This window comes from Pontibacter sp. 13R65, from assembly GCF_047525655.1.
Classification (GTDB): Bacteria; Bacteroidota; Bacteroidia; order Cytophagales; family Hymenobacteraceae; genus Pontibacter.
In genome coordinates this window covers 24,201-45,005 of the sequence record NZ_JBLIQL010000016.1, presented here as the reverse complement: position 1 = coordinate 45,005, position 20,805 = coordinate 24,201, and the positions used below count along the sequence as shown (strand labels likewise).

The window sequence follows — 20,805 nt, the reverse complement described above, 5'->3', positions numbered from 1 at the left end:
TATTTTTGCCACAGTCGCACTTCGGAGCCATACACACTACATGAGTCAAAAATTATCTTCTCTTAACAATTTGCAGCAGCGTGTCATCGTAGGGGTGCTGGGCGCAATTCTTTTTATCGGTGGCATTATTTATAGCGAGTGGACGTATTTTCTTCTCTTCCTGGGGCTCGCTTTATTGGGTATTCTGGAATTTTACCGGCTGGTGGCAACGCAGGGCATTAAGCCGCACCGAGGCGTAGGTGTAGCTTTGGGCAGCCTGCTCTATGTGAGCGTTTTTATGGTTGAAAAGAGGTTTGTCGCTCCCGAAGTGCTTTTCCTGTTGCCACCTGTGCTGTTTATGGTACTGGTGCTGGAGCTGTACCGCAAGCATGCGCAGCCATTTACCAATATTGCCTTTACCATGCTGGGTGCACTTTACATTGGTGTTCCATTTGCGCTGCTGCACTTGCTGGGTTATCTGCAGGGCGACTATAGCTGGCAGCCTATACTGGGTACACTGCTCCTAATCTGGGCTTCTGACACAGGAGCTTATGCCTTTGGTAAAAGCTTTGGCAAGCACAAGCTGCTCCCGCGGGTTTCGCCGGGTAAAACCTGGGAAGGTTGGGCCGGAGGTGTGGTTACATCTGTTCTGGCGGCATACCTGATGTCGTTATTTTTTCAGGACCTGGAGCTGTACCAGTGGATAGGCACTGCCATACTTGTTTCCGTGTTTGGGGTGCTGGGCGACTTGGTAGAATCTATGCTTAAACGTAGCCTGGGCGTAAAAGACTCCGGTACTTTGCTTCCGGGCCATGGCGGTATTTTAGACCGGTTTGACAGTCTTTTGCTGGCTATTCCGTTCATTGTGGCCTTTCTTAAAATATTCTAGCAAATATTTCGCAAAGAGAATATGTGCAGATGCTAATAATTTATTGCCAAATAAGGCAAAGATTGTCTAATTTTAAACCCGATATTGGTTTGCTCTGGAAACAGGTAGGCTATTACACACTATAGAAGCGCCTGCGGCTAATAAAAACACGGATGAAAATTCATAAGGAAGGAAGAAGAATACTTTTTTTTACGTTGCTGACCTTGTTGGTAATTAACCTGTTGCTCTACAACTACAATGCAGCCAACATGACGTTTAACAGGATTTTCTCTGGCATTTCAGTGGTCGTTTTTCTCTTGATCCTGCAGTTTTTCCGTAGCCCCTACCGCAACCTGCTCCTGCACGAAGACCTGATTGTGGCCCCTGCCGATGGGAAGGTAGTGGTAATAGAAGAAATTGAAGAGCCCGAATACTTTAAAGAGAGACGCAAGCAGATCTCCATTTTTATGTCACCAATAAACGTGCACGTAACTCGTAATCCGGTTTCTGGCATTGTAAAATATTTTAAGTATCACCCGGGCAATTACTTTGTGGCCTGGCACCCAAAATCCAGCACACAAAACGAACGTACCACAGTAGTGGTAGAGTCTACGGCTGGTCCTGAAGTGCTCTTCCGTCAGATTGCCGGTGCCATGGCGCGGCGCATTGTGTGGTATGTAAAAGAGAATGATGAGGTAAGCCAAGGCGAAGAGTTTGGCTTTATTAAATTCGGCTCCCGCGTAGACGTGTTCCTGCCCCTCGATACTGAAATTAAAGTAGAACTCGGCCAAAAAACCAAAGGCGGCGAAACTGTTATTGCCCAACTCAAAACACCAACACCTTCGCTGTTTTCATAGGATAGCTTAAAAGAGCAGTAAAAACAGGGGCGGCGATACTATATGTATCGCCGCCCCTGTTTTTAAGGAATGATGATGTCCTTTTATAATGAGGTGAGATTTGCTAACGTGCTGGTATAGCGGGTTGCAAGGCGTAGCCGTAGCATAACTGCTATACTTTATTGTATGACGTTGTCCTACTTTTGGAACTTCACATCAACTATTTTTTTCTGAGGGTCTTTTGCATCGACCGTTACGCTAAAATCAGTATGCTGCTTCTCTCTTGTTAGTACTCCTGATAGCTTAAGTAAATCTGTATACCTACTCCCAACTTTGCCTTGGGAAAATGAATAGCCATGTATGCTCAAACCTGTTACTTTACCATAAGCAGAATCAACTTGGGCAAAGGTATTTTCATAGCCACCTATTTCAGCACGATAGTTCTTTTCCAGAAGCTCCTCTAAGCGTTCATACTTTTCGGTCTTGAGTATTTCAGCAGTTGATTCAAATACGGGCATGGAGCTGGACACTAACTCCAACTCTTGAGTCGGGTATTCAACTACTTTCTCCTTGCCGTTATAGTCAACAATAACTCTTACAAAGTCATAGCTGTTCTTTTCATCAGGAGCTAATGAGGAATAGAACAGGTAGGCAATATTAGAAGCTGGCATGCTAAGGTACTTATAGCTGCTTAAGTCTGCATCTGATAGTTTTATTTCAAAAAACTTGCCTTGAATTTCTTCATCATCTGTAGAAGCGTTCCGACCAATACTCCACTCTGCTCTTCCCCCGTAGAACATCAGTATATTGTCTATTGCAGCACTTTCTTGTTCTGAGGCACAGGCTTGTAAGAGAAAGATGGCAATAAAGAATGTGTATATTTTTTTCATAATCTTCAATGGCATACAACTATCAGACAAACCGAATACTCACTTTATCTGCACTATGTATAGAGGCTTCACCTTTATTTAATTCATGGTCAATATAAAGCATTTTTATAAACTACGCAGGTGCAGCATTTACAAAATAAAAAGAAACAGGCTGCTTCACTTTCGTTCGGCAGCCTGTTCTAAGCTTTGAGGTAGTATACCGGTAGGCACTACTTAAAATCTTCGGCAGTAAAAACTTTTTCCAGCACCATTTTGCCTTGCTCCAGTTGCCTATCGGTGTAAATCTGTACGCGGCAGGTATCCAGGTTCTGGTTGCTGATATTCTCGATAGCGCTGATGGTTTCGTCTGCATAGGCGCTCATGCTGTAGCGGAACTTAGTTTCAGTAAAGCAGTTATCGGTGGCAGTTGAATCGGCAGTTAAGGGGCCAACAGTGGTATAGCGGAGGCTGTCTTTCGTAATAAATTGAATAGAATAAAAATACTGCTTCTCTGGCGGCAGCGGCTTGTCGAGGCAAATGCTGAAGTTGCGACCCTGCGCGACCTCTACCTGCTCTACATCAAAAGGCTTTTTGGAGCACGACACCGTTAAAAAAACAGCTACAGCAGCCAGTACTAGTAAAAGATTATGCTTGATCATAGGGTTAAGCTAGAAAATACACTTGAGTAAACCATGGGTTAAATTATTCTAATAAAAATGGCCTTCCGAAGGGTTGCAGCCAGTTAAATGAACAAGGGTAGCTGCTGCTCTTAATACCAGCTGGCTACCAGTTCCATGAGCTGCTCCAGGTATTTCTGGTCGGTTTCGTCGAAGTCGTTGATTTTGTCGCTGTCGATGTCGAGCACCAGTTTTACTTCACCATTTTTTATCACAGGCACTACAATCTCAGACTTTGAGTCGGAGCTGCAGGCAATGTGGCCCGGAAATGCCTCTACATCGGGCACCACCATGGTTTGCTGTTGGGTATAGCAGGCACCGCAAACACCTTTATGGTAAGGTATGCGCGTGCAAGCCACCGGCCCCTGAAAAGGCCCCAGCACCAGCTGCCCCTCTTTGTTGAAATATACGCCCACCCAGAAAAAGCCCATAGCCTGCTTCAGTGCGGCCACCAGGTTCGAGATGTTCGCGATCAAATCTGTTTCGCCGGTAACCAGGGCTTTTATTTGGGGTAACAGCGTTTTATATTTTTCCTCTTTGCTGAGAGTTGCGTCTATTAAAAGTGATTCAGCCATCTTTATAAATTATGAGTTTTTGAATAAATGATTGAGTGAATGTTTTCTACTTAAGAATTTTGATTGATAGAATGAGTGAATGCTAATAAAAATAATCTTTGATTGTGTGAACGGAGGTAATGGAGCTTGTTTAAAATCTTGCAGCTCTACAGATCTTTTGTCTTTCTGCTTAATAGAATTAGGAGTGAACAGGTTTGTATCCGCTTTTCCGTTAAATGCTAATCACTATATAGTCAACTTCAAATTACTGAAATCAACAGTGCATAACTACTTTTCATTCACTCAATCACTCATTCACAATTAACTTCACTCATTCAGAATTACCAAACTGGAACAACAAATCTGAACCAAAAGTTTGCGCCTGCTTCAGTTTTCCAGAAACCATAGCGGGTGCTTTTATGCCTGCTCCAATTGTTTTGTCTGTGTTTTTAAAGATAAAAGCTTCGTCCCAGAGGTTGGCTTGCAGCAGGCTTTCCAGCAGGTAAGTGCCGCCTTCTACCAAAACCGACAATACATTGCGCTGGTACAAATCCTGGAATAGTTGTGGCAGCAGGTCTTGCTGCTCCTGTAACTGCACAAAGGTTAGGTCCTCTTGTGCCTGCTCCTCTTTCAGGTAATTGTATACCAGCGTTGGCTGGCTGCCGTCGAAGAGGTGGAGGTGTGGCGATAACTGTAATTTTCTGTCTATGACAATGCGCAGTGGGTTGCGGCCGGGCCAGTGGCTCGTGTCCAGGTAAGGGTTATCGTGGAGGGCGGTGCGGGTGCCAACCATAATGGCCTGCTCCTCTGTGCGCCATTTGTGCACCAGTCGTCGGGCTAGCTTCCCGCTTATCTGAATACGCTCACAGGCAGGGCCCGCCAAAAATCCGTCGGCTGTTTCAGCCCATTTTAAAATAATATAAGGCCGCTTCAGGTTCTGAAAAGTAAAAAAGCGCTTGTTCAGTTCCAGCCCCTGTGCCTCCAGCAAGCCTGTTTGCACCTGAATGCCTGCCTCTTGCATCTTTTTGATGCCACGACCAGCCACCAATGGGTTAGGGTCGGTGTTGCAGATAACTACGTCACGCACGCCGCTGTTTATAAGCAGATCGGCGCAGGGCGGTGTTTTACCGTAGTGGGAGCAGGGTTCCAGTGTTACATACACCCGGCTTTGGGGCAGCAGGCTTTTGTTCTGGACAGCCCGTATGGCATTTACCTCAGCATGCGGACCACCATACTGCCGGTGCCAGCCTTCCCCAATAATAACTCCATTGTGCACAATGACACAGCCCACCATTGGGTTCGGACTGGCAGCATTACGGCCTAGTGCCGCCAGCTCCAGCGCACGGCGCATGTATAGTTCATCGGCTGATGTCATGGTAAGTTTGTAACTTTGGCAAAGGTAAGTAATAGGACACAAGTAGCAAGCCGGCTGGCCAGCAAAACGTTCAGAAGCTCTATAAGACGCTTTGCGAAAAGTCTTCGTTGGCTACCTTTGTTTACGACAATTTACAATCAGCAACCATCAATTAAAAAGCCTGTGGCCACCATTCAGCAAACAATCAGCAATATCAAGACATCTTTATCCGAACTTTATCCTGGCCCTGAGGCAGGCATCATGGCGGAGCAGGTGGTAGAGCATGTGCTTCAGAAAACAAGGGTGGCGCTAAGTCTGGCGCGGGAGCAGGAGGTAAAAGCGGCAGAGGCCAACACTATATCTGGCATTGTAACGCGCCTGTTGCAGCAGGAGCCGCTGCAGTATGTGCTGGGTATAGCCTATTTCTACGACCTGGAGCTGTACGTAGATGCGCGCGTGCTAATACCAAGACCCGAAACCGAGGAGCTGGTGCACCTGATCCTGCAAAAGCATAAAAACCGGCTGCACCTGAAAGTGCTCGATATTGGCACCGGTAGTGGCTGCATACCTATTGCGCTGGCCAAAAACCTGCAACAGGCACAGGTGTACGGCCTGGATATTTCATCAGATGCCTTGGCTGTAGCAAGAGCGAATGCCGAAAAGTATCAGGCTGCCATAACCTGGCTACAGCAAGATGTGTTTGAACCAATCACCACCATCCCGTTGCACTCCCTCGACATCCTGATAAGTAACCCGCCCTATGTACTGGAATCGGAGAAGGAGCAGATGCGTGCCAACGTGCTGTCTTACGAGCCACACCTGGCGCTGTTTGTGCCAGATAACGATGCCTTGCGGTATTATAAAAGAATAGCAGAGGTAGGGCAGGAGCTGCTGAAGCCGGGAGGCAACCTTTATTTCGAAATAAACGAGCGCTACGGAAAGGCCACGCAAGACATGCTATTGCGGGCAGGCTACCGACAGGCTGAGGTACTGCACGACCTGTTCGGCAAAGAACGCATGGTGGAAGCAATAGTATAGAGAGCAGTTGATCAGCTAAGAGCAGCATACTGGAAGAGCAGCAAGCTTATCTGAATTCTGCTAATAAAAATGGCCTTCCGGAGGAGTTTTAGTTGTTCTTATGCCTTGGGTTACCTTTAACTTTACATATTATAGTTGCCCCTGCGTTAGTGCAAATCAGCTATTAGCAAGAATTGATTGAAAATCTTACCTTTGCGAGCGTTAGTGTGCTCATTACCATAGAGCTGGCTATAAGCCAAGAGCAGTAAAAGCAATAAGCAAACTAGAGGCAATACATTAAATTTTTAATGAACTGTTAAAAATAATTTGGATGTATTACGAGCAGGACTGTAATTTTAGTAGATTTAAAAGTCTTGTATCGAGATGTGATGAAGGGGCTGGCCTAATCCAGTCTTTAACTATAAAGTAAGTGAACTTGAAAAAGATTTTGGTAACCGGAGGAGCAGGTTACATTGGCTCCCACACTGTAGTTGAACTCATAGAGGCTGGCTACGAACCTGTAATTGTAGATAATTTCTCAAATTCAGAGCAACGTGCCCTGGCTGGCATCGAAGCTATTGTAGGTCGGCAGGTGCGTTGCTATCACATAGATTGTACCGATGCTGCCGCCATGCGCGATGTGTTCCAGAAAGAACCGGATTTGGCTGGCGTTATTCATTTTGCTGCTTATAAAGCAGTAGGCGAATCAGTAGAAAAGCCCTTGAATTATTACCACAACAATGTCGGGTCGCTGGTGCTGCTGCTACAAGTAATGGCTGAGTTTAATGTCACCAAACTGGTTTTCTCTTCTTCCTGTACTGTGTATGGCATTCCGGAAAAACTGCCGGTAACCGAGCAGACGCCGGTACAGAAGGCCAACTCGCCGTATGGCAACACCAAAAAAATATGCGAAGAAATTTTAACCGATGTTGCTAACAGTGGCAGCTCCATCAGTTCTATCGCCTTGCGTTATTTCAACCCTATTGGAGCGCACGCCTCTGCTAAAATTGGCGAATTGCCATTGGGTATTCCGAGCAACCTGGTACCCTTTATCACCCAAACTGCCATAGGCATGCGGGAGCAGGTAACTATTTTTGGCGACGATTACGATACGCCAGACGGCACCTGTGTACGCGATTACCTGCATGTAGTAGACCTGGCTAAGGCTCACGTGATGGCCATCGCGCGTTTATTAACTGATGCTGGCGAGCCGATAGAGTTTTACAATGTAGGAACAGGAAATGGTGTAACCGTGCTGGAGGCGGTGCAGGCTTTTGAGCGTGCTACCGGTGTAAAACTAAATTATAAAATTGGGCCGCGCCGTGCCGGTGATGTGCCTAAAATATATGCCGATGTAACCAAAGTACAGGAGGTTCTAGGCTACAAAACCACTAAGACTCTCGAAGAGGCTATGAAAAGTGCCTGGGATTGGCAGGTATCGCTGCAGGAGTCCAGATAAGTTGAAGTAATCAAGTTAAAGACATTCATGAAAATATTAATAACCGGAGGTGCCGGCTTTATTGGGTCGCACGTAGTAAGGCTGTTTGTTACCAAATACCCACAATACCAGATCTTCAACCTCGATAACCTGACCTACGCCGGTAACCTGGCAAATCTATCGGATATAGAGGATAGAGATAATTATACCTTCCTGAAAGGAGACATTGTAGATGCAGCATACTTAGAAGGTATTTTCAGCGAACATAACTTTGATTCAGTTATTCACCTGGCAGCAGAGTCGCACGTAGACCGTTCCATATCTGATCCGTTGGCCTTTGTGTATACGAACGTAATCGGTACGGTAAACCTGCTGAACACAGCCCGTAAGCACTGGAAAGACAACTTGCAGGACCACTTGTTCTACCACGTGTCTACCGACGAGGTATATGGTTCGCTAGGCGAAGAAGGTCTCTTTACAGAAGAAACTGCTTACGACCCACGTTCGCCATACTCGGCATCTAAAGCCAGTTCTGACCACTTTGTACGAGCCTACTACCATACCTACGGCTTGCCGGTTAAACTTTCGAACTGCTCTAACAACTACGGCCCTAACCACTTCCCCGAAAAGCTGATTCCGCTGGCTATTTATAATATCCAGAACGAGAAGCCGGTGCCTGTATACGGCAAAGGCGAAAACGTGCGCGACTGGCTTTTTGTGCTGGATCATGCCCGCGCTATCGACGATGTTTTCCATAAAGGTAAAATAGGCGATACCTATAATATTGGTGGCGTAAATGAGTGGCGCAATATCGACCTGATAGAATTGCTCTGCGACCTGATGGACGAGAAACTGGGCCGCCCTGCCGGGCAGTCGAGAGGGCTGATCACGTTTGTAAAAGACCGTGCCGGCCACGACCTGCGCTATGCCATCGACTCCTCCAAGCTTATGAACGAACTGGGCTGGGAACCTTCTGTAACCTTTGAGCAGGGCCTTAGCAAAACGGTAGACTGGTACCTGGAAAATACAGAGTGGCTCGATAATGTAACCTCTGGCAACTACAAAGCTTACTACGAGCAGCAATACACGCACCGATAATAGCTTACTTATTTTGTATAGTACCTCTTTCCACTCCAAACCGATCAGCCATCTTACCTTTCTGGTAACCGGTGGCGGAGGTTTTATAGGATCTAACCTGGTAGAGTACCTGCTGCAGCATGGAGCAGGTACTGTGCGGGTGCTGGATAATTTCTCGACCGGCTTCCGGCGGAACCTGGAACCCTTTGCAGCAAACCCGGCACTTGAAATTCTGGATGGAGATATTTGTGAGCTATCTGTTTGTAGAACAGCCTGTGAGGGAGTTGACATTGTGCTGCACCAGGCCGCGCTTGGCTCCGTGCCACGGAGCATCCATAACCCGGCATTGAACAACGAGGTCAATGTAGGTGGTTTTGTAAACATGCTTACCGCCGCCAAAGAACAGGGCGTAAAGCGAGTGGTATATGCTTCCTCTTCCTCAGTCTACGGCGATAACCTTGCCTTGCCAAAGGTGGAGGACCAGGTAGGAAACCCACTCACTCCCTATGCAGTAGCTAAACGAACCAATGAACTATATGCCAATGTGTTTGCCAGAACCTATGGGATGGAGATTATAGGGTTGCGGTACTTCAATATTTTCGGGAACAGACAAAGCCCTGAAGGACAGTATGCCGGTGTAATTCCTTTGTTTATGGAGGCTTTGTTAACTGGGCGCCCGCCAAAGATCCACGGCGATGGCTTGCAGACAAGAGACTTTACCTACATAGAAAACTGTGTCCAGGCAAATATAAAAGCTGCTTTGGTAGAAGATCCGGCAGCATTAAATCAGGTCTATAATATTGCCACAGGTGTCCGAACCACCTTATTGGATTTGTATCGCACCTTAGAAAAAGCAGCAGGCCTAGCCTTAGAGCCACTGTTTAAGCCTGAGCGAATTGGCGATACAAAAGATAGTCTTGCCGATATATCAAAAGCTCGAAAGTTGTTGGGCTATAACCCACAGGTGAGTATGGAGGAAGGGCTGAAGCAAACATTTGAGTGGTTTAGAAAACAAAATAACATAGTGGAGCAGGCGCACTAGCAGGCTCTAAATACTTAACTATTACCGAAAACCAATGAAAGGAATTATTCTTGCCGGAGGCTCTGGAACACGACTCCACCCTTTAACCCTGGCTGTAAGTAAGCAGCTGATGCCTGTGTACGACAAGCCCATGATCTATTATCCGTTGTCTACACTCATGTTGGCTGGTATCCGGGAAATCCTGATTATCTCCACGCCGCACGATATACCGCAGTTTCAGCGTTTGTTGGGCGATGGTGCCAGTGTAGGGTGCAAGTTCAGTTATGCAGTGCAGGAAGTTCCTAACGGGTTGGCGCAGGCGTTTGTGATAGGAGAGGAGTTTATTGGAGACGATAAAGTAGCACTGGTACTTGGCGATAATATTTTTTATGGCTCTGGTATGAGTAAGCTGCTGCAGCAGAACAGCAACCCGGATGGTGGTGTGGTGTATGCTTACCATGTGCATGATCCGGAGCGCTATGGAGTGGTGGAATTCGATGATAATTTCAAGGCTGTTTCTATTGAAGAAAAGCCAAAAGAGCCAAAATCGAGCTATGCCGTACCTGGCCTTTATTTTTACGATAACGATGTGGTGGAAATGGCAAAAAACCTCGAGCCTAGTGCACGTGGTGAATATGAGATCACCGATATCAACAAAGAGTACCTGCGCCGGGGCAAGCTTAAAGTAGGCATTCTGGACAGAGGTACTGCCTGGCTCGATACCGGCACTATTCAGTCGCTGATGCAAGCTGCTACTTTTGTGCAGGTAATAGAGGAGCGACAAGGGCTTAAAATCGGTTCTATAGAAGAAGTGGCCTATCGTATGGGCTTTATCAATGCCGAACAACTTAGGCGAGTAGCAGAGCCGTTGCGCAAGAGCGGCTATGGCGATTACCTCCTGAACCTGCTGCGGTAAGTTTCTAAAACCTAATTAAAAAGCCGATTCGAAAGAGTCGGCTTTTTAATTAGGCGAAAATTTAAACTACAGGTAGTTGCTTCCTGCACTCTTTTCTTTAGCCAAACACGAATCCCATTATCAGGCCAGTGAGAATGAGCACAGGGGGCGGGACTTTTGTAAACATGAGCAGGCAAAAAGTAGTAACCACCAAGCCAAAGTTCAGGATAGTGTTATCGATGGGGTGGTAGAGCATAATGGCGGCGGCTACCACCATGCCCGAACTTACAGCGCTTACTCCCTCCAGCGAAGCCCGCACGACTCTAAACTTTTTCAGGCCATCCCAGAATCGGATTACGAAGAAGATGAGGAAGGTGCCAGGCAGAAAAATACCAACTGTGGCAACAAAAGAGCCAAGTAACTGCCCCGGAATGCCGTATCCGCGCATGGCCAGGCTACCAATGTAAGAGCAATAGGCGAAAACTGGGCCAGGCAGCGCCTGCACCATAGCAAAGCCTGAGAGAAACTCTTCGGCGGTAAGGTATTTTTTGAAATCGACAAACTCGGTGTACATAAGCGGAATGAGCACCTGACCGCCTCCAAATACCAGGCTACCGTTGCGGTAAAAGTTCTCGAACAACCTGATCGGAAGCAAAGAGGTGGCACCACCTAAGACTGCTGCCGTAACCAGCACACCCACATAGAGCACAAAATTAGCCCATTGAATCTGCAGTTTTTGCCCTTTCTCCTGGGGGTGCTGTTTAAACCGAAAAGCCGTAATAACGCCTCCACCTATCAGGAGCAGTGGGTAAACCCAAGGCGAATTGTAAAAATAGCCAATAATGGCCGATACCACCATCAGGCCTACAGCCAGCTTCGTATTTACAACTTTAGAGCTGATCATGTAGGCAGCATAGGCCACAAAGCCTACTGCCATGGGTTGAATAAACTTCAGGAAGTTGAGAGAGATATTGTTTTGCTGCAGGTAAGAAATACCCAACCCGGCTAGCGTCATGATAGTGGCTGCAGGGGTAATCCAGACCAGGAGCGTGAGGTAGGCCAGGTTAGGGCCACCGATTTTGTAGCCGAGAGCAGTAATAGTTTGGGTGGAGGTGGGGCCGGGTAAAATCTGACAAAGGGCGTTGAGCTCTATTAGTTCTTTCTCCGAAATATAACGCCGTTTGTCGACCAGCATCTTAAACATCATGGCCATATGCGCTTGTGGCCCTCCAAAAGAAGTAAGGGCTAGTACCAGGACGTCTTTAAGAAAGATGTAATAGCGCAGGCTCATGCTAGCAGATCAAAAAAATAGAGAGACCGCCAGGGCAGGCAATCTCTCTATTCAGGAAACAGATATATCAGACCTTCTTCAATCCGAGCTCTACCAGTCGCTCATTCAGGTATTCGCCTGCGGTAGCGTCTGGGTAGGCTTTCGGGTTACGCTCGTCTATGCAGCTCTCCAGGCAAGTAAGGTCCATTTCGGAGCGGGGGTGCATAAAAAACGGAATAGAGAACCGGGAGGTGTGCATGAGCTCGCGCGGTGGGTTTACTACCCGGTGTATCGTAGACTTTAACTTGTTATTAGTAAGGCGGGCCAGCATATCGCCCACGTTTACTACTACCTGCTCCGGAAGGGCCGTAATCGGAATCCATTTACCGTCGCGGCGCAGCACCTGCAGGCCATCGGCGCTGGCACCCATGAGCAGGGTAATCAGGTTAATGTCGCCGTGCTCAGCTGCTCTCACAGCGTCAGCAGGCACGCTGTCTGGGTCTTCTATTGGGAAGTAGTGAATGGCCCTAAGAATGCTGTTGCCGTATAATACTTTGTCGTCGAAATAATTTTCTGGGAGCTCCAGCAGAATAGCCAGCGCTTTGAGTACTTCTTTGCCAGCAGCCTCTAGTTTGCGGTAAGCCTCTAGGGTTACTGCCTCGAACTCTGCAACCTCGGCTGGCCACACATTGGCTGGATACTCAGCTTTAATAGGGTCGCTGTCAGGGATCGTGCTCAGTTCTTGGCCTACATGGTAAAACTCTTTCAGGTCGCCGGTGTTAAAGCCTTTGGCTTTTTCCTTACCTTTGCCAACGTAGCCCCTTTGCCCGGCAAGCCCAGCAATTTCATATTTTTGCTTTACCTCGTCGGGCAGTGCAAAAAACTTTTGGGTGGCAGCATACAGCTTTTGGGTTAGTTCGTCGCTCAGCCCGTGGTTGCGTAAAGCAATAAAACCAATGTTCTGATAGGCCTCACCAAGCTGCTGCACAAACTTAGCTCTTCTTCCTTCGTCTCCTGATGTAAAATCGGCCAGGTCTAATGAAGGGACTTCATCAAACAATATCTCGCTCATAAATTAATTTGCTGTATACTTTTTACTAATACTCACGTAGTTCGCAATATACAAAATTTAAAATGCTAATTTAGTTTCCAAAACCAACCAAACCATAATAAATAAATGAAAAATTCTTACTTATTTCTGGCTGCTGCCTTACTAGTGAGCACCTCTGCTTGTGATACTGCGCGGCAAACCCAGGAAAACGAAGCACAAATGGCCTCTAGTGTAACTGGCGAAAGAACAGGTCCGACACCAAGCGGCGCAGTTATGTCTAAAGATGGCTTGCGAGTATATGCTTTTGACGATTCTCCTGCCTATCCGGAGTCGCAATTGCGCCTTAACTCGCCGGCAGCCGGTAGCACGGTGCCAGCAGGAGCGGTTGAGTTTTCTTATGACTTAAGCAATTTCCAGTTAACCCGCATGACCTCGCACAGCAACTCGGGCCACATGGCAAATTCTGAGAAAGGGCAGCACATTCATAACATAGTAGATAACCAGCCTTACACAGCACATTACGAAACGGAGTTTACTAAAGAGTTAGCAGAAGGCGATCATGTGGTGCTGTCGTTTCTGTCGCGTTCTTACCACGAGAGTCTCAAGCACAAAGGCGCTTACGACCTGCGCATGATAACTGTAGGAAGACCACAGCAACGCATGGAGTTCGATATGAACGCGCCGCACATGTTCTATAGCAGACCAAAAGACACTTATACTGGTGCTGATGCAGAGCGTGTGATGCTTGATTTTTACCTGGTGAACACGGAGCTTTCTCCAACCGGAAACAAAGTGCGCGCTACCATTAACAACACTGTGTTTACGCTGGACAGATGGTTGCCATACATTATCGAAGGCATGCCAATGGGCGAAAACACCATTAAGCTGGAGCTGATCGACAATGCCGGCACGGTAATACCCGGACCTTTCAACACCGTAACACGCACCTTTACCTTAAGCGAAAATTCTTAATTTTTAAGAAACATAAATTCTGAAAAAGACCTCATGCAGCCGTAAAGGTGGTAATGAGGTCTTTTTTTTGGGGATAAAGGTGCTGGGTTTAGTAAGCAATGCTTCTTCAGCTTTAATGGTTGTCTGGACGGCGTAGCTGCTTTTGCCTCTCAATTTTACAGCATGTTATGCAGCTCAGCTACCCGGGCCATCCTCAGCTTTCATTGGCCGCTTCTGAGGATATCATATTGCATTAAGGGTAGCCAGCCCTAAGGGTTTTAACCGTAGTAAAGCCTCCGGAAGGCCATTTTCATTAGCAGAATTCCAATATACAGCCCAACCCTAATGGTGAGAGTTAGCTTCCTGTGCTTTAGGCGTAGGAGGGCGTGCCGGTGGGCTGTGCAAGCCGTTGGGCTCTCGCAGCTCGCTCTTTTGCTCGTGCCTCCTAAAAGGAGCTTAAACAACTGCTCCATCCTTCACGCATCCTGCTGTTGCATTTATAAAAATCCTGCTAATGAAAATCGTCTTCCAGAGCATTTTTGCTTTTAATAGTGCCTAGGCTTTTGGTTTTGCAAATAAAATTGCTCGCACACAAGAACGCCTTCCGGCGGTACATTAGGCGTACCACGCGGAAGGCGTTCTTGTAGGAGATTACTAAAATCTTATTTATGAAATCCTATTTGGGTTTGTTCTGCCCAGGGTTTGGGTCAGCTATGGAGTTGCGCATGTCGGTGTCGGACTGGATGTTCTGCATGCGGTAATAATCCATTATACCGAGGTGGCCGCTTCGGAAAGCTGCTGCAATGGCCTGTGGAATTTCTACCTCCGCTGCAATTACAGAAGCACGGGCTTCCTGTGCTTTAGCTTTCATTTCCTGTTCTACGGCTACGGCCATGGCGCGACGTTCTTCGGCTTTGGCTTCGGCTACTTTCAAGTCGGCACCTGCCTGGTCTATCTGCAGCTTGGCGCCAATGTTCTCGCCTACATCAATATCGGCAATATCAATAGATAAGATCTCGTAGGCAGTGCCGGCATCAAGGCCTTTCTGCAGCACCAGCTTCGAAATAATATCCGGACTCTCCAGTACTACTTTATGCGAGCTGGATGAGCCTATAGAGGTTACAATGCCTTCGCCTACACGGGCCAGAATAGTTTCTTCGCCGGCACCACCCACCAATTGGCGAATGTTCGCGCGCACGGTAACACGGGCACGGGCCAGCAACTGAATACCGTCCTGAGCCACAGCAGCTACACTAGGGGTGTTAATTACCTTTGGGTTAACAGAAGTGGTTACAGCCTCAAATACATCGCGGCCGGCAAGGTCTATGGCAGTGGCCTGCTTAAAGGTTAGCGGAATGTTGGCTTTGTCGGCAGAAATGAGTGCTTTGATTACGGTTGGCACATTGCCGCCTGCCAAATAGTGTGTTTCGAGTTCGGTGGTGGTGAGGTTAATGCCAGCTTTGGTCGAGTTGATCATGGAGTTTACGATCAGGCTGGGTGGCACCTTTCTGATGCGCATAAATACCAGTTCCAGCAGGCCCACACGCACCCCTGAAAACAAGGCTGTGATCCAGAGACTGATCGGTACGAAATATAAAAATATCATGAGCAGGATAATACCACCTGCAATTAGAAACAGCACTGAATAATTTTCCATGGGGTTGATTTAACTTATTTCTTCTACAATAATTTTGTTTGCGGATAATTGAATGATGCGAATGGCTGTGTTGGGAGCAATAAACTCACCTTGTGTCTGCACTTCGTGGTGCTGGTCCTGAAACACAGCTGTACCTTGAGGGCGAAGGGCAGAAATAGTTTTGCCTTTGTTGCCTACCTGCAGCGTATGCAGCTTGTCGTCATTTACCCTGCCGGAGTTAGTGTCTTTCAGGGCAAAGCGCGACCAGGCATCTGTGCGGAAGCTATAGAAGACAGCAATGCAGGTAGTAAGTACCGCTATTGCCAGAATAATATGCCCTATAGTGGTGCCTAAGGCAGCATACCCGATCCAGACGCCAATAGCAGCCAGCACAAAACCCAGCACTCCGACAATTGTAGTTCCTGGCACAAATATCAGTTCTATGATGATCAGAATCAGGCCTATCCCGATTAGCAGTATTACCGTTATCCAATCTAATAACATAGTGCCTCCATGCATATTTAGTAAATATAGCAATTTGATTATCAAATACCCCTTCGGGCTGCTTTTAAATTAAAGGTCTCTTCCCGGTTTCGGTGTGCCTTTGGCTGTCTTTTTTTCAAATTATGCGAATGGAAATGCCCTTCCGGAGGCAAAAAGAGATGTAAGACACAGGGTGCCAGGTACAAGACATATAAATTATCTGAGAGGCAAAAGCTAGGTTTTGATAATTCTAATTTGTGAAAAGCTTCCGTGTCCTCAGTTCCACCATTCAGCAGTTGAGCCCTTTAACCTTTCAACAACCAGCACCAAATTCTCCTAATGGAAATGCCCTTCCGGAGGCATTTTGAGCTACATAGGGTTTAGGTATAAAAAAGGAAGCCATTCTTCCAGGAGAGGAAGAATGGCTTCTATAGAGGTAGGTTTTGCGTGCTAGTATGCCTTGGCAAAGTATACCCGCCGTTTAGATGGTTTACCTGAAAGCATGTCTACACCGTCTTCTTCGGCTGCATCGAGGGCAATGCAGCGGATGGTGGCCTTTGTTTCTTCTTTTATGCGTTCTTCAGTTTCTGGTGTGCCATCCCAGTGGGCCAGCACAAAACCACCTTTATTTTCAAGCACTTGCTTAAACTCCTCGTAGCTATCTACTTTGGTGGTATGTTCTGCCCGGTGCTGGAGCGCCTTGTTAAAGATGCTGGCTTGTATTTCTTCCAGTAGAGCCGGAATGTAGCTGCCCAGGCTGTCGAACTGCTGGGTGCTTTTCTCTTTAGTGTCGCGGCGCGCCACTTCGGCGGTGCCGTTTTCGAGGTCGCGGTTACCAATAGCAATGCGCACCGGTACGCCTTTCAGTTCCCACTCCGCAAATTTAAAGCCCGGGCGTTCGGTGTCGCGGTTGTCGAACTTCACGCTGATGCCTTTGGCCTGCAACTCTTTCTTCAGTCGGTTTACTTTTTCGCTGATCTGCGCCAGTTGCTCCTCGCCTTTATAAATAGGCACAATAACCACTTGTATAGGCGCCAGGTTCGGAGGCAGCACCAGGCCTTCATCGTCGGAGTGCGTCATAATCAGAGCACCCATTAAGCGGGTACTCACACCCCATGAGGTTCCCCAAACATATTCTAGTCCGCCTTCTTTGGTGGCGAATTTCACGTCAAAAGCTTCCGCAAAGTTCTGACCTAAGAAGTGCGAAGTTCCTGTTTGCAGCGCCTTGCCATCTTGCATTAAACTTTCAATGCAATAGGTTTCAAGGGCACCTGCAAAGCGTTCGTTAGGTGTTTTTATGCCTTTTACAACTGGCACTGCCATATAATTCTCTACGAAGTCGGCATATACGTGCAGCATCTGCTCCGTTTCGGCAATGGCTTCTTCGGCAGTGGCATGCGCCGTGTGGCCTTCCTGCCACAGGAACTCGGCTGTGCGCAGAAACAGGCGCGTACGCATTTCCCAACGCACCACGTTGGCCCACTGGTTTACGAGCAGGGGCAGGTCGCGGTAGCTTTGGATCCAGTTTTTGTAGGTGCTCCAGATAATAGCCTCTGAGGTAGGGCGTACAATCAGTTCTTCTTCGAGGCGGGCCGCCGGGTCTACGCGCAGTTTGCCTTTGTTGTCGGGGTCTGCCTGCAGGCGGTAGTGTGTTACCACCGCGCATTCTTTGGCAAAACCTTCTGCATTCTGCTCTTCTGCTTCAAACAGGCTTTTAGGCACAAACAAAGGAAAGTAGGCGTTTTCGTGACCGGTGGCCTTAAACATATCATCTAACACACGCTGCATTTTCTCCCAAATGGCATAACCATATGGTTTGATTACCATACAGCCGCGCACAGCAGAATTTTCAGCTAAACCAGCCTTTTTAACCAGCTCATTGTACCACAGCGAATAATCCTCGCTTCTCTTAGGTAGCCCTTTGCTCATGTTTTATGTATTCTTAAGTTTATTGTTACTAATTAACCCTAGTTTGGAATAGTTTTTGTAAGTATAACACTAAATAAAACTATATCATTCTCCCACAAAATTACGTTAATAAATAATACTATAAGTAAGATTTTGTATGAATGTGTGTTATCTTTGATATAGTGTTATTCGCACATCAACTATTACAGGAAGCCCATGAAAAAGATAAATTTATTAACCATAGCCCCTGCTCTATGTTTGTTGGTGGTGAGCTGCAATAGCCCTATAGCGTTGCAGTCTTCCGAGTACGACGATATGTATTATTCGTCGTCCGACCAGACAGTGTATGCAGAACCAGCTCCTGAGGCAACCATGGGAGACTTTAGATCCGGATCAACTGCTGATGCCGGAGACGAGTATGTGGCCGAGGGCACTGAAGATTATTATGCAGACGAGTATTACGACGGACGTGCGTATAATCAGCGTAATAATATCAATCATTCCTTTGTAGATCCTTATTGGGGAGCAGCTGTTCACCCAGGTTTTGGCTACAGCAGGTTTGGATCTGCTTTTTATGATCCTTTCTTTGATCCGTTTTACAGCCCTTTCAGACCTTATAGCCGGTTTAGCATGAGCTTTGGCTTTGGTATGGGCATGGGCCGCTACTATAACCCATACATGGATCCCTTTATGATGGGAGGCATGGGAATGTGGGGGAACCCATACATGATGGGCTGGGGCAACCCTTATATGGGTATGGGCAGATTTGGAGCCTATAACAGCTTCTATAACGGCTATTACACTGGGTTAAACCGTGGCTTATATGCTGGTGGCGGGTACTTTTATGATGCCCCAGGCCAGACAAGGCGCATACAGTATGGGCCGAGAGTCGACAGAAGTACTGTTGGGGCTCAGCCTGCTCGACCTAGCGGAGCATCCGGAAGACCAGATCGTGAAGGCATGTCTAATGAGCAGCGTGCTGTGATGCCTGGTGGTGGAAATGCAGTTAGCCCTGCACGCCCGGCCAGACCATCGCGAGGCAACCAATCTATAGGTGGTCAGCAGAGCCAGGAGATTAAACAGACGTTGCCATCCAGACCAGAAACGCCGGCCACACAGCCAGCCCGTCCGCAGCGTACTACAAGAGAAGCTGCGCCTGCCAGGCAACGTATCCAGCAGCAACAAAATATACAACGCAGTACGCCAAGCTACGAACGTAGCACACCAAGCCGTACTTTTGAGCGTAGCAGCTCTCCAATGCAAAGTAGCCCTGCTTCCCGACCATCACCATCACGTGGCGGCGGTGGCGGCGGCCGACCGATGAGAGGAAATTAAAACTAGCTTCAATTAATTATGTTAAATAAAATAGTTTCAGCCAGCTTAGCTTTACTGCTAGGCTGGAGTGGAACCGCTTTTGCCCAAAGTGAGGTAGATGCACTGCGGTATACCCGCTTAGGCGTTTCCGGTTCTGCTCGTATTCAAGGTATTGGTGGGGCTCAGTCTGCACTGGGTGCCGATATCTCCAGTATGTTTGTGAACCCTGCCGGTTTGGGCATGTTTCGTAGATCTGAGATAACCATAAGTCCGGGCTTTAGCACAGCTAACGCCAACTCCCGTATAGCAAACCCGGATACTTATTTTGGACCAAGCGTATCAGATAACCGCAATTCTTTTGGTATACCGCAGGCAGGTATTGTTTTTGCAGACAGGAGAGGCGATAACGATGGAAGCGACTGGCGCGGTACCAATATTGGCTTGAGCATCACCCGCCTCAATAATTTTAACTCTCAAACTGCCTATAATGGAAATACCCAAGACTGGACCATTGTAGATTATTTTGCGGAACAGGCCAATAACAGAGCAACCATGTCTAACGGGCGCACCCTGATTAAAGACGATCTCGATGCTGAATTCAACAACTACAGCACCCTTGAAGGCATGGCATACGGCACATACCTGATTGATGTGTATGAAGATGATGATGGAGAGTATGCCGCTCCTGTTGACAGGGCCCTGGATGTAAGCTTTGGAGAAGAGGTTTTGCGAAAAGGCTCTCAAAACCAGTTCGACATTGGCGTAGGTACCAGCTACCGCGATAAAATTTACCTGGGTGCATCGGTAGGTATTGTCAGCACCAATTACTCACAGGTACGTATGTACCGCGAGTCAGATGCTGATCCGTCTACTACATTTAACAACATGCAATTGCGTGATGAATTTACTACGAGAGGGGCCGGTATCAATTTAAAACTGGGTGCTATATTCAGGCCTGTAGATGCTTTGCGTATTGGAGCTTCGGTGCAAACGCCAACTTCATACAGCTTCGACGAAACGTATGCGACCTCCCTTAATGCCAACTTTTCTGATATAGGTAACCAAAATGCCGTACAGGCCCCTGGGCAGTTTTCTTACGGTCTTACTACACCGTTTCGTGCCACAGGTGGTATTGCTTACTTCCTGAACAAACTTGGCTTTATTTCGGCAGATGTAGAGTATGTGAACTATGCTGGTGCCAGGTTCCGCGAACGAGATAGCGACTTTGGCGGCAGCGGCAATTACTTTGGAAACATCAACACGCGCATCAGAGAAACTTACCAATCGGCTGTTAACATCAGAGTAGGAGCCGAAGCCCGTTACGAGGTGTTTAGGTTCAGGGCTGGTTACGCACATGGTGGCGACCCTTATAAAGGAGCAGAGCTTGACGGCAGCACCAGCACCATTTCGTTAGGTACCGGCGTTCGGCTTCAGAACTATTTTGTTGATGTGGCTTATACTTCTACCAGCATGCAGTCGGCTTATTCGCCTTACTCTTTTAATACAGGAGTATCGCCACAGATCAACACCGATAATAGGCTAAACAATGTGGTATTTACAGTAGGATTCAATTTCTAACAAAAAGATTTTTCCTGTTTTTATTGATG

Annotated in this window: 19 protein-coding genes; 10 read left to right on the top strand and 9 right to left on the bottom strand. The window is 47.3% G+C overall.

Features of this window, described 5'->3' with window-relative positions; genetic code table 11:
• Window positions 1–40: 40 nt before the first annotated feature.
• Together ACMA1I_RS16875 and ACMA1I_RS16870 are read left to right on the top strand one after the other, a co-directional pair.
• Entirely contained in the window at window positions 41–868 is an 828-nt protein-coding gene (locus ACMA1I_RS16875; protein WP_337069595.1) for a phosphatidate cytidylyltransferase, read from the top strand.
• Between the two features lie 152 nt (window positions 869–1,020).
• Window positions 1,021–1,704, top strand: coding sequence for a phosphatidylserine decarboxylase family protein (locus ACMA1I_RS16870; RefSeq protein ID WP_337069594.1), 684 nt, complete (start codon window positions 1,021–1,023; stop codon window positions 1,702–1,704).
• A 176-nt stretch (window positions 1,705–1,880) separates the two neighbouring features.
• Here ACMA1I_RS16870 and ACMA1I_RS16865 read toward each other — a convergent pair whose 3' ends face one another.
• The 4 genes from ACMA1I_RS16865 to ribD all read right to left on the bottom strand — a co-directional run bounded on the left by ACMA1I_RS16865 (window position 1,881) and on the right by ribD (window position 5,158).
• Entirely contained in the window at window positions 1,881–2,573 is a 693-nt protein-coding gene (locus ACMA1I_RS16865; RefSeq protein ID WP_337069593.1) for a hypothetical protein, read from the bottom strand.
• A 209-nt stretch (window positions 2,574–2,782) separates the two neighbouring features.
• Window positions 2,783–3,211 carry a hypothetical protein gene (locus ACMA1I_RS16860; RefSeq protein ID WP_337069592.1) on the bottom strand — a complete coding sequence of 143 codons (429 nt, stop codon included), beginning with the start codon at window positions 3,209–3,211 and terminating at the stop codon, window positions 2,783–2,785.
• A 110-nt stretch (window positions 3,212–3,321) separates the two neighbouring features.
• Entirely contained in the window at window positions 3,322–3,804 is a 483-nt protein-coding gene (locus ACMA1I_RS16855) for a GAF domain-containing protein (protein ID WP_337069591.1), read from the bottom strand.
• A gap of 310 nt (window positions 3,805–4,114) precedes the next feature.
• Window positions 4,115–5,158: a bifunctional diaminohydroxyphosphoribosylaminopyrimidine deaminase/5-amino-6-(5-phosphoribosylamino)uracil reductase RibD gene (gene ribD, locus ACMA1I_RS16850; RefSeq protein ID WP_337069590.1), complete on the bottom strand. Its 1,044-nt coding sequence runs from the start codon at window positions 5,156–5,158 to the stop codon at window positions 4,115–4,117.
• A gap of 162 nt (window positions 5,159–5,320) precedes the next feature.
• Here ribD and prmC point away from each other — a divergent pair, with 162 nt between their 5' ends.
• From prmC to rfbA, 5 genes are all read left to right on the top strand, one after another.
• Entirely contained in the window at window positions 5,321–6,175 is an 855-nt protein-coding gene (gene prmC / locus ACMA1I_RS16845) for a peptide chain release factor N(5)-glutamine methyltransferase (RefSeq protein ID WP_337069589.1), read from the top strand.
• A gap of 415 nt (window positions 6,176–6,590) precedes the next feature.
• Window positions 6,591–7,613 carry a UDP-glucose 4-epimerase GalE gene (gene galE, locus ACMA1I_RS16840; protein WP_337069588.1) on the top strand — a complete coding sequence of 341 codons (1,023 nt, stop codon included), beginning with the start codon at window positions 6,591–6,593 and terminating at the stop codon, window positions 7,611–7,613.
• A gap of 27 nt (window positions 7,614–7,640) precedes the next feature.
• Complete coding sequence (rfbB, locus tag ACMA1I_RS16835) at window positions 7,641–8,690, top strand: dTDP-glucose 4,6-dehydratase (RefSeq protein ID WP_337069587.1); 1,050 nt, start codon at window positions 7,641–7,643, stop codon at window positions 8,688–8,690.
• Window positions 8,691–8,703: 13 nt separating this feature from the next.
• On the top strand, window positions 8,704–9,711 hold the full coding sequence (locus tag ACMA1I_RS16830) for an SDR family oxidoreductase (protein ID WP_337069586.1): 1,008 nt from the start codon (window positions 8,704–8,706) through the stop codon (window positions 9,709–9,711).
• Window positions 9,712–9,745: 34 nt separating this feature from the next.
• Complete coding sequence (gene rfbA, locus ACMA1I_RS16825; RefSeq protein ID WP_337069585.1) at window positions 9,746–10,606, top strand: glucose-1-phosphate thymidylyltransferase RfbA; 861 nt, start codon at window positions 9,746–9,748, stop codon at window positions 10,604–10,606.
• A 97-nt stretch (window positions 10,607–10,703) separates the two neighbouring features.
• Here the strand turns inward: rfbA and chrA are convergent, their stop codons facing one another.
• Window positions 10,704–11,876 carry a chromate efflux transporter gene (chrA, locus tag ACMA1I_RS16820; RefSeq protein WP_337069584.1) on the bottom strand — a complete coding sequence of 391 codons (1,173 nt, stop codon included), beginning with the start codon at window positions 11,874–11,876 and terminating at the stop codon, window positions 10,704–10,706.
• A 67-nt stretch (window positions 11,877–11,943) separates the two neighbouring features.
• Window positions 11,944–12,927 carry an isopenicillin N synthase family dioxygenase gene (locus tag ACMA1I_RS16815; protein WP_337069583.1) on the bottom strand — a complete coding sequence of 328 codons (984 nt, stop codon included), beginning with the start codon at window positions 12,925–12,927 and terminating at the stop codon, window positions 11,944–11,946.
• A gap of 105 nt (window positions 12,928–13,032) precedes the next feature.
• Here ACMA1I_RS16815 and ACMA1I_RS16810 point away from each other — a divergent pair, with 105 nt between their 5' ends.
• Complete coding sequence (locus tag ACMA1I_RS16810) at window positions 13,033–13,878, top strand: hypothetical protein (RefSeq protein WP_337069582.1); 846 nt, start codon at window positions 13,033–13,035, stop codon at window positions 13,876–13,878.
• Between the two features lie 655 nt (window positions 13,879–14,533).
• On the opposite strand, the gene floA is transcribed toward ACMA1I_RS16810, so the two are convergent.
• The 3 genes from floA to proS form a co-directional block, all read right to left on the bottom strand.
• Window positions 14,534–15,514 carry a flotillin-like protein FloA gene (gene floA / locus ACMA1I_RS16805; RefSeq protein ID WP_337069581.1) on the bottom strand — a complete coding sequence of 327 codons (981 nt, stop codon included), beginning with the start codon at window positions 15,512–15,514 and terminating at the stop codon, window positions 14,534–14,536.
• A 9-nt stretch (window positions 15,515–15,523) separates the two neighbouring features.
• Entirely contained in the window at window positions 15,524–15,997 is a 474-nt protein-coding gene (locus tag ACMA1I_RS16800; protein WP_337069580.1) for an NfeD family protein, read from the bottom strand.
• A 429-nt stretch (window positions 15,998–16,426) separates the two neighbouring features.
• Window positions 16,427–17,905 (bottom strand): proline--tRNA ligase, encoded by a 1,479-nt coding sequence (gene proS / locus ACMA1I_RS16795; RefSeq protein WP_337069579.1) that lies wholly within the window; start codon window positions 17,903–17,905, stop codon window positions 16,427–16,429.
• 195 nt (window positions 17,906–18,100) lie between these two features.
• Here proS and ACMA1I_RS16790 point away from each other — a divergent pair, with 195 nt between their 5' ends.
• Together ACMA1I_RS16790 and ACMA1I_RS16785 are read left to right on the top strand one after the other, a co-directional pair.
• The gene (locus ACMA1I_RS16790) at window positions 18,101–19,219 is read left to right on the top strand and encodes a hypothetical protein (protein ID WP_337069578.1); all 1,119 of its coding nucleotides are present in this window, start codon (window positions 18,101–18,103) and stop codon (window positions 19,217–19,219) included.
• Window positions 19,220–19,237: 18 nt separating this feature from the next.
• The gene (locus ACMA1I_RS16785) at window positions 19,238–20,776 is read left to right on the top strand and encodes a hypothetical protein (RefSeq protein ID WP_337069577.1); all 1,539 of its coding nucleotides are present in this window, start codon (window positions 19,238–19,240) and stop codon (window positions 20,774–20,776) included.
• The last annotated feature ends 29 nt before the right edge of the window (window positions 20,777–20,805 follow it).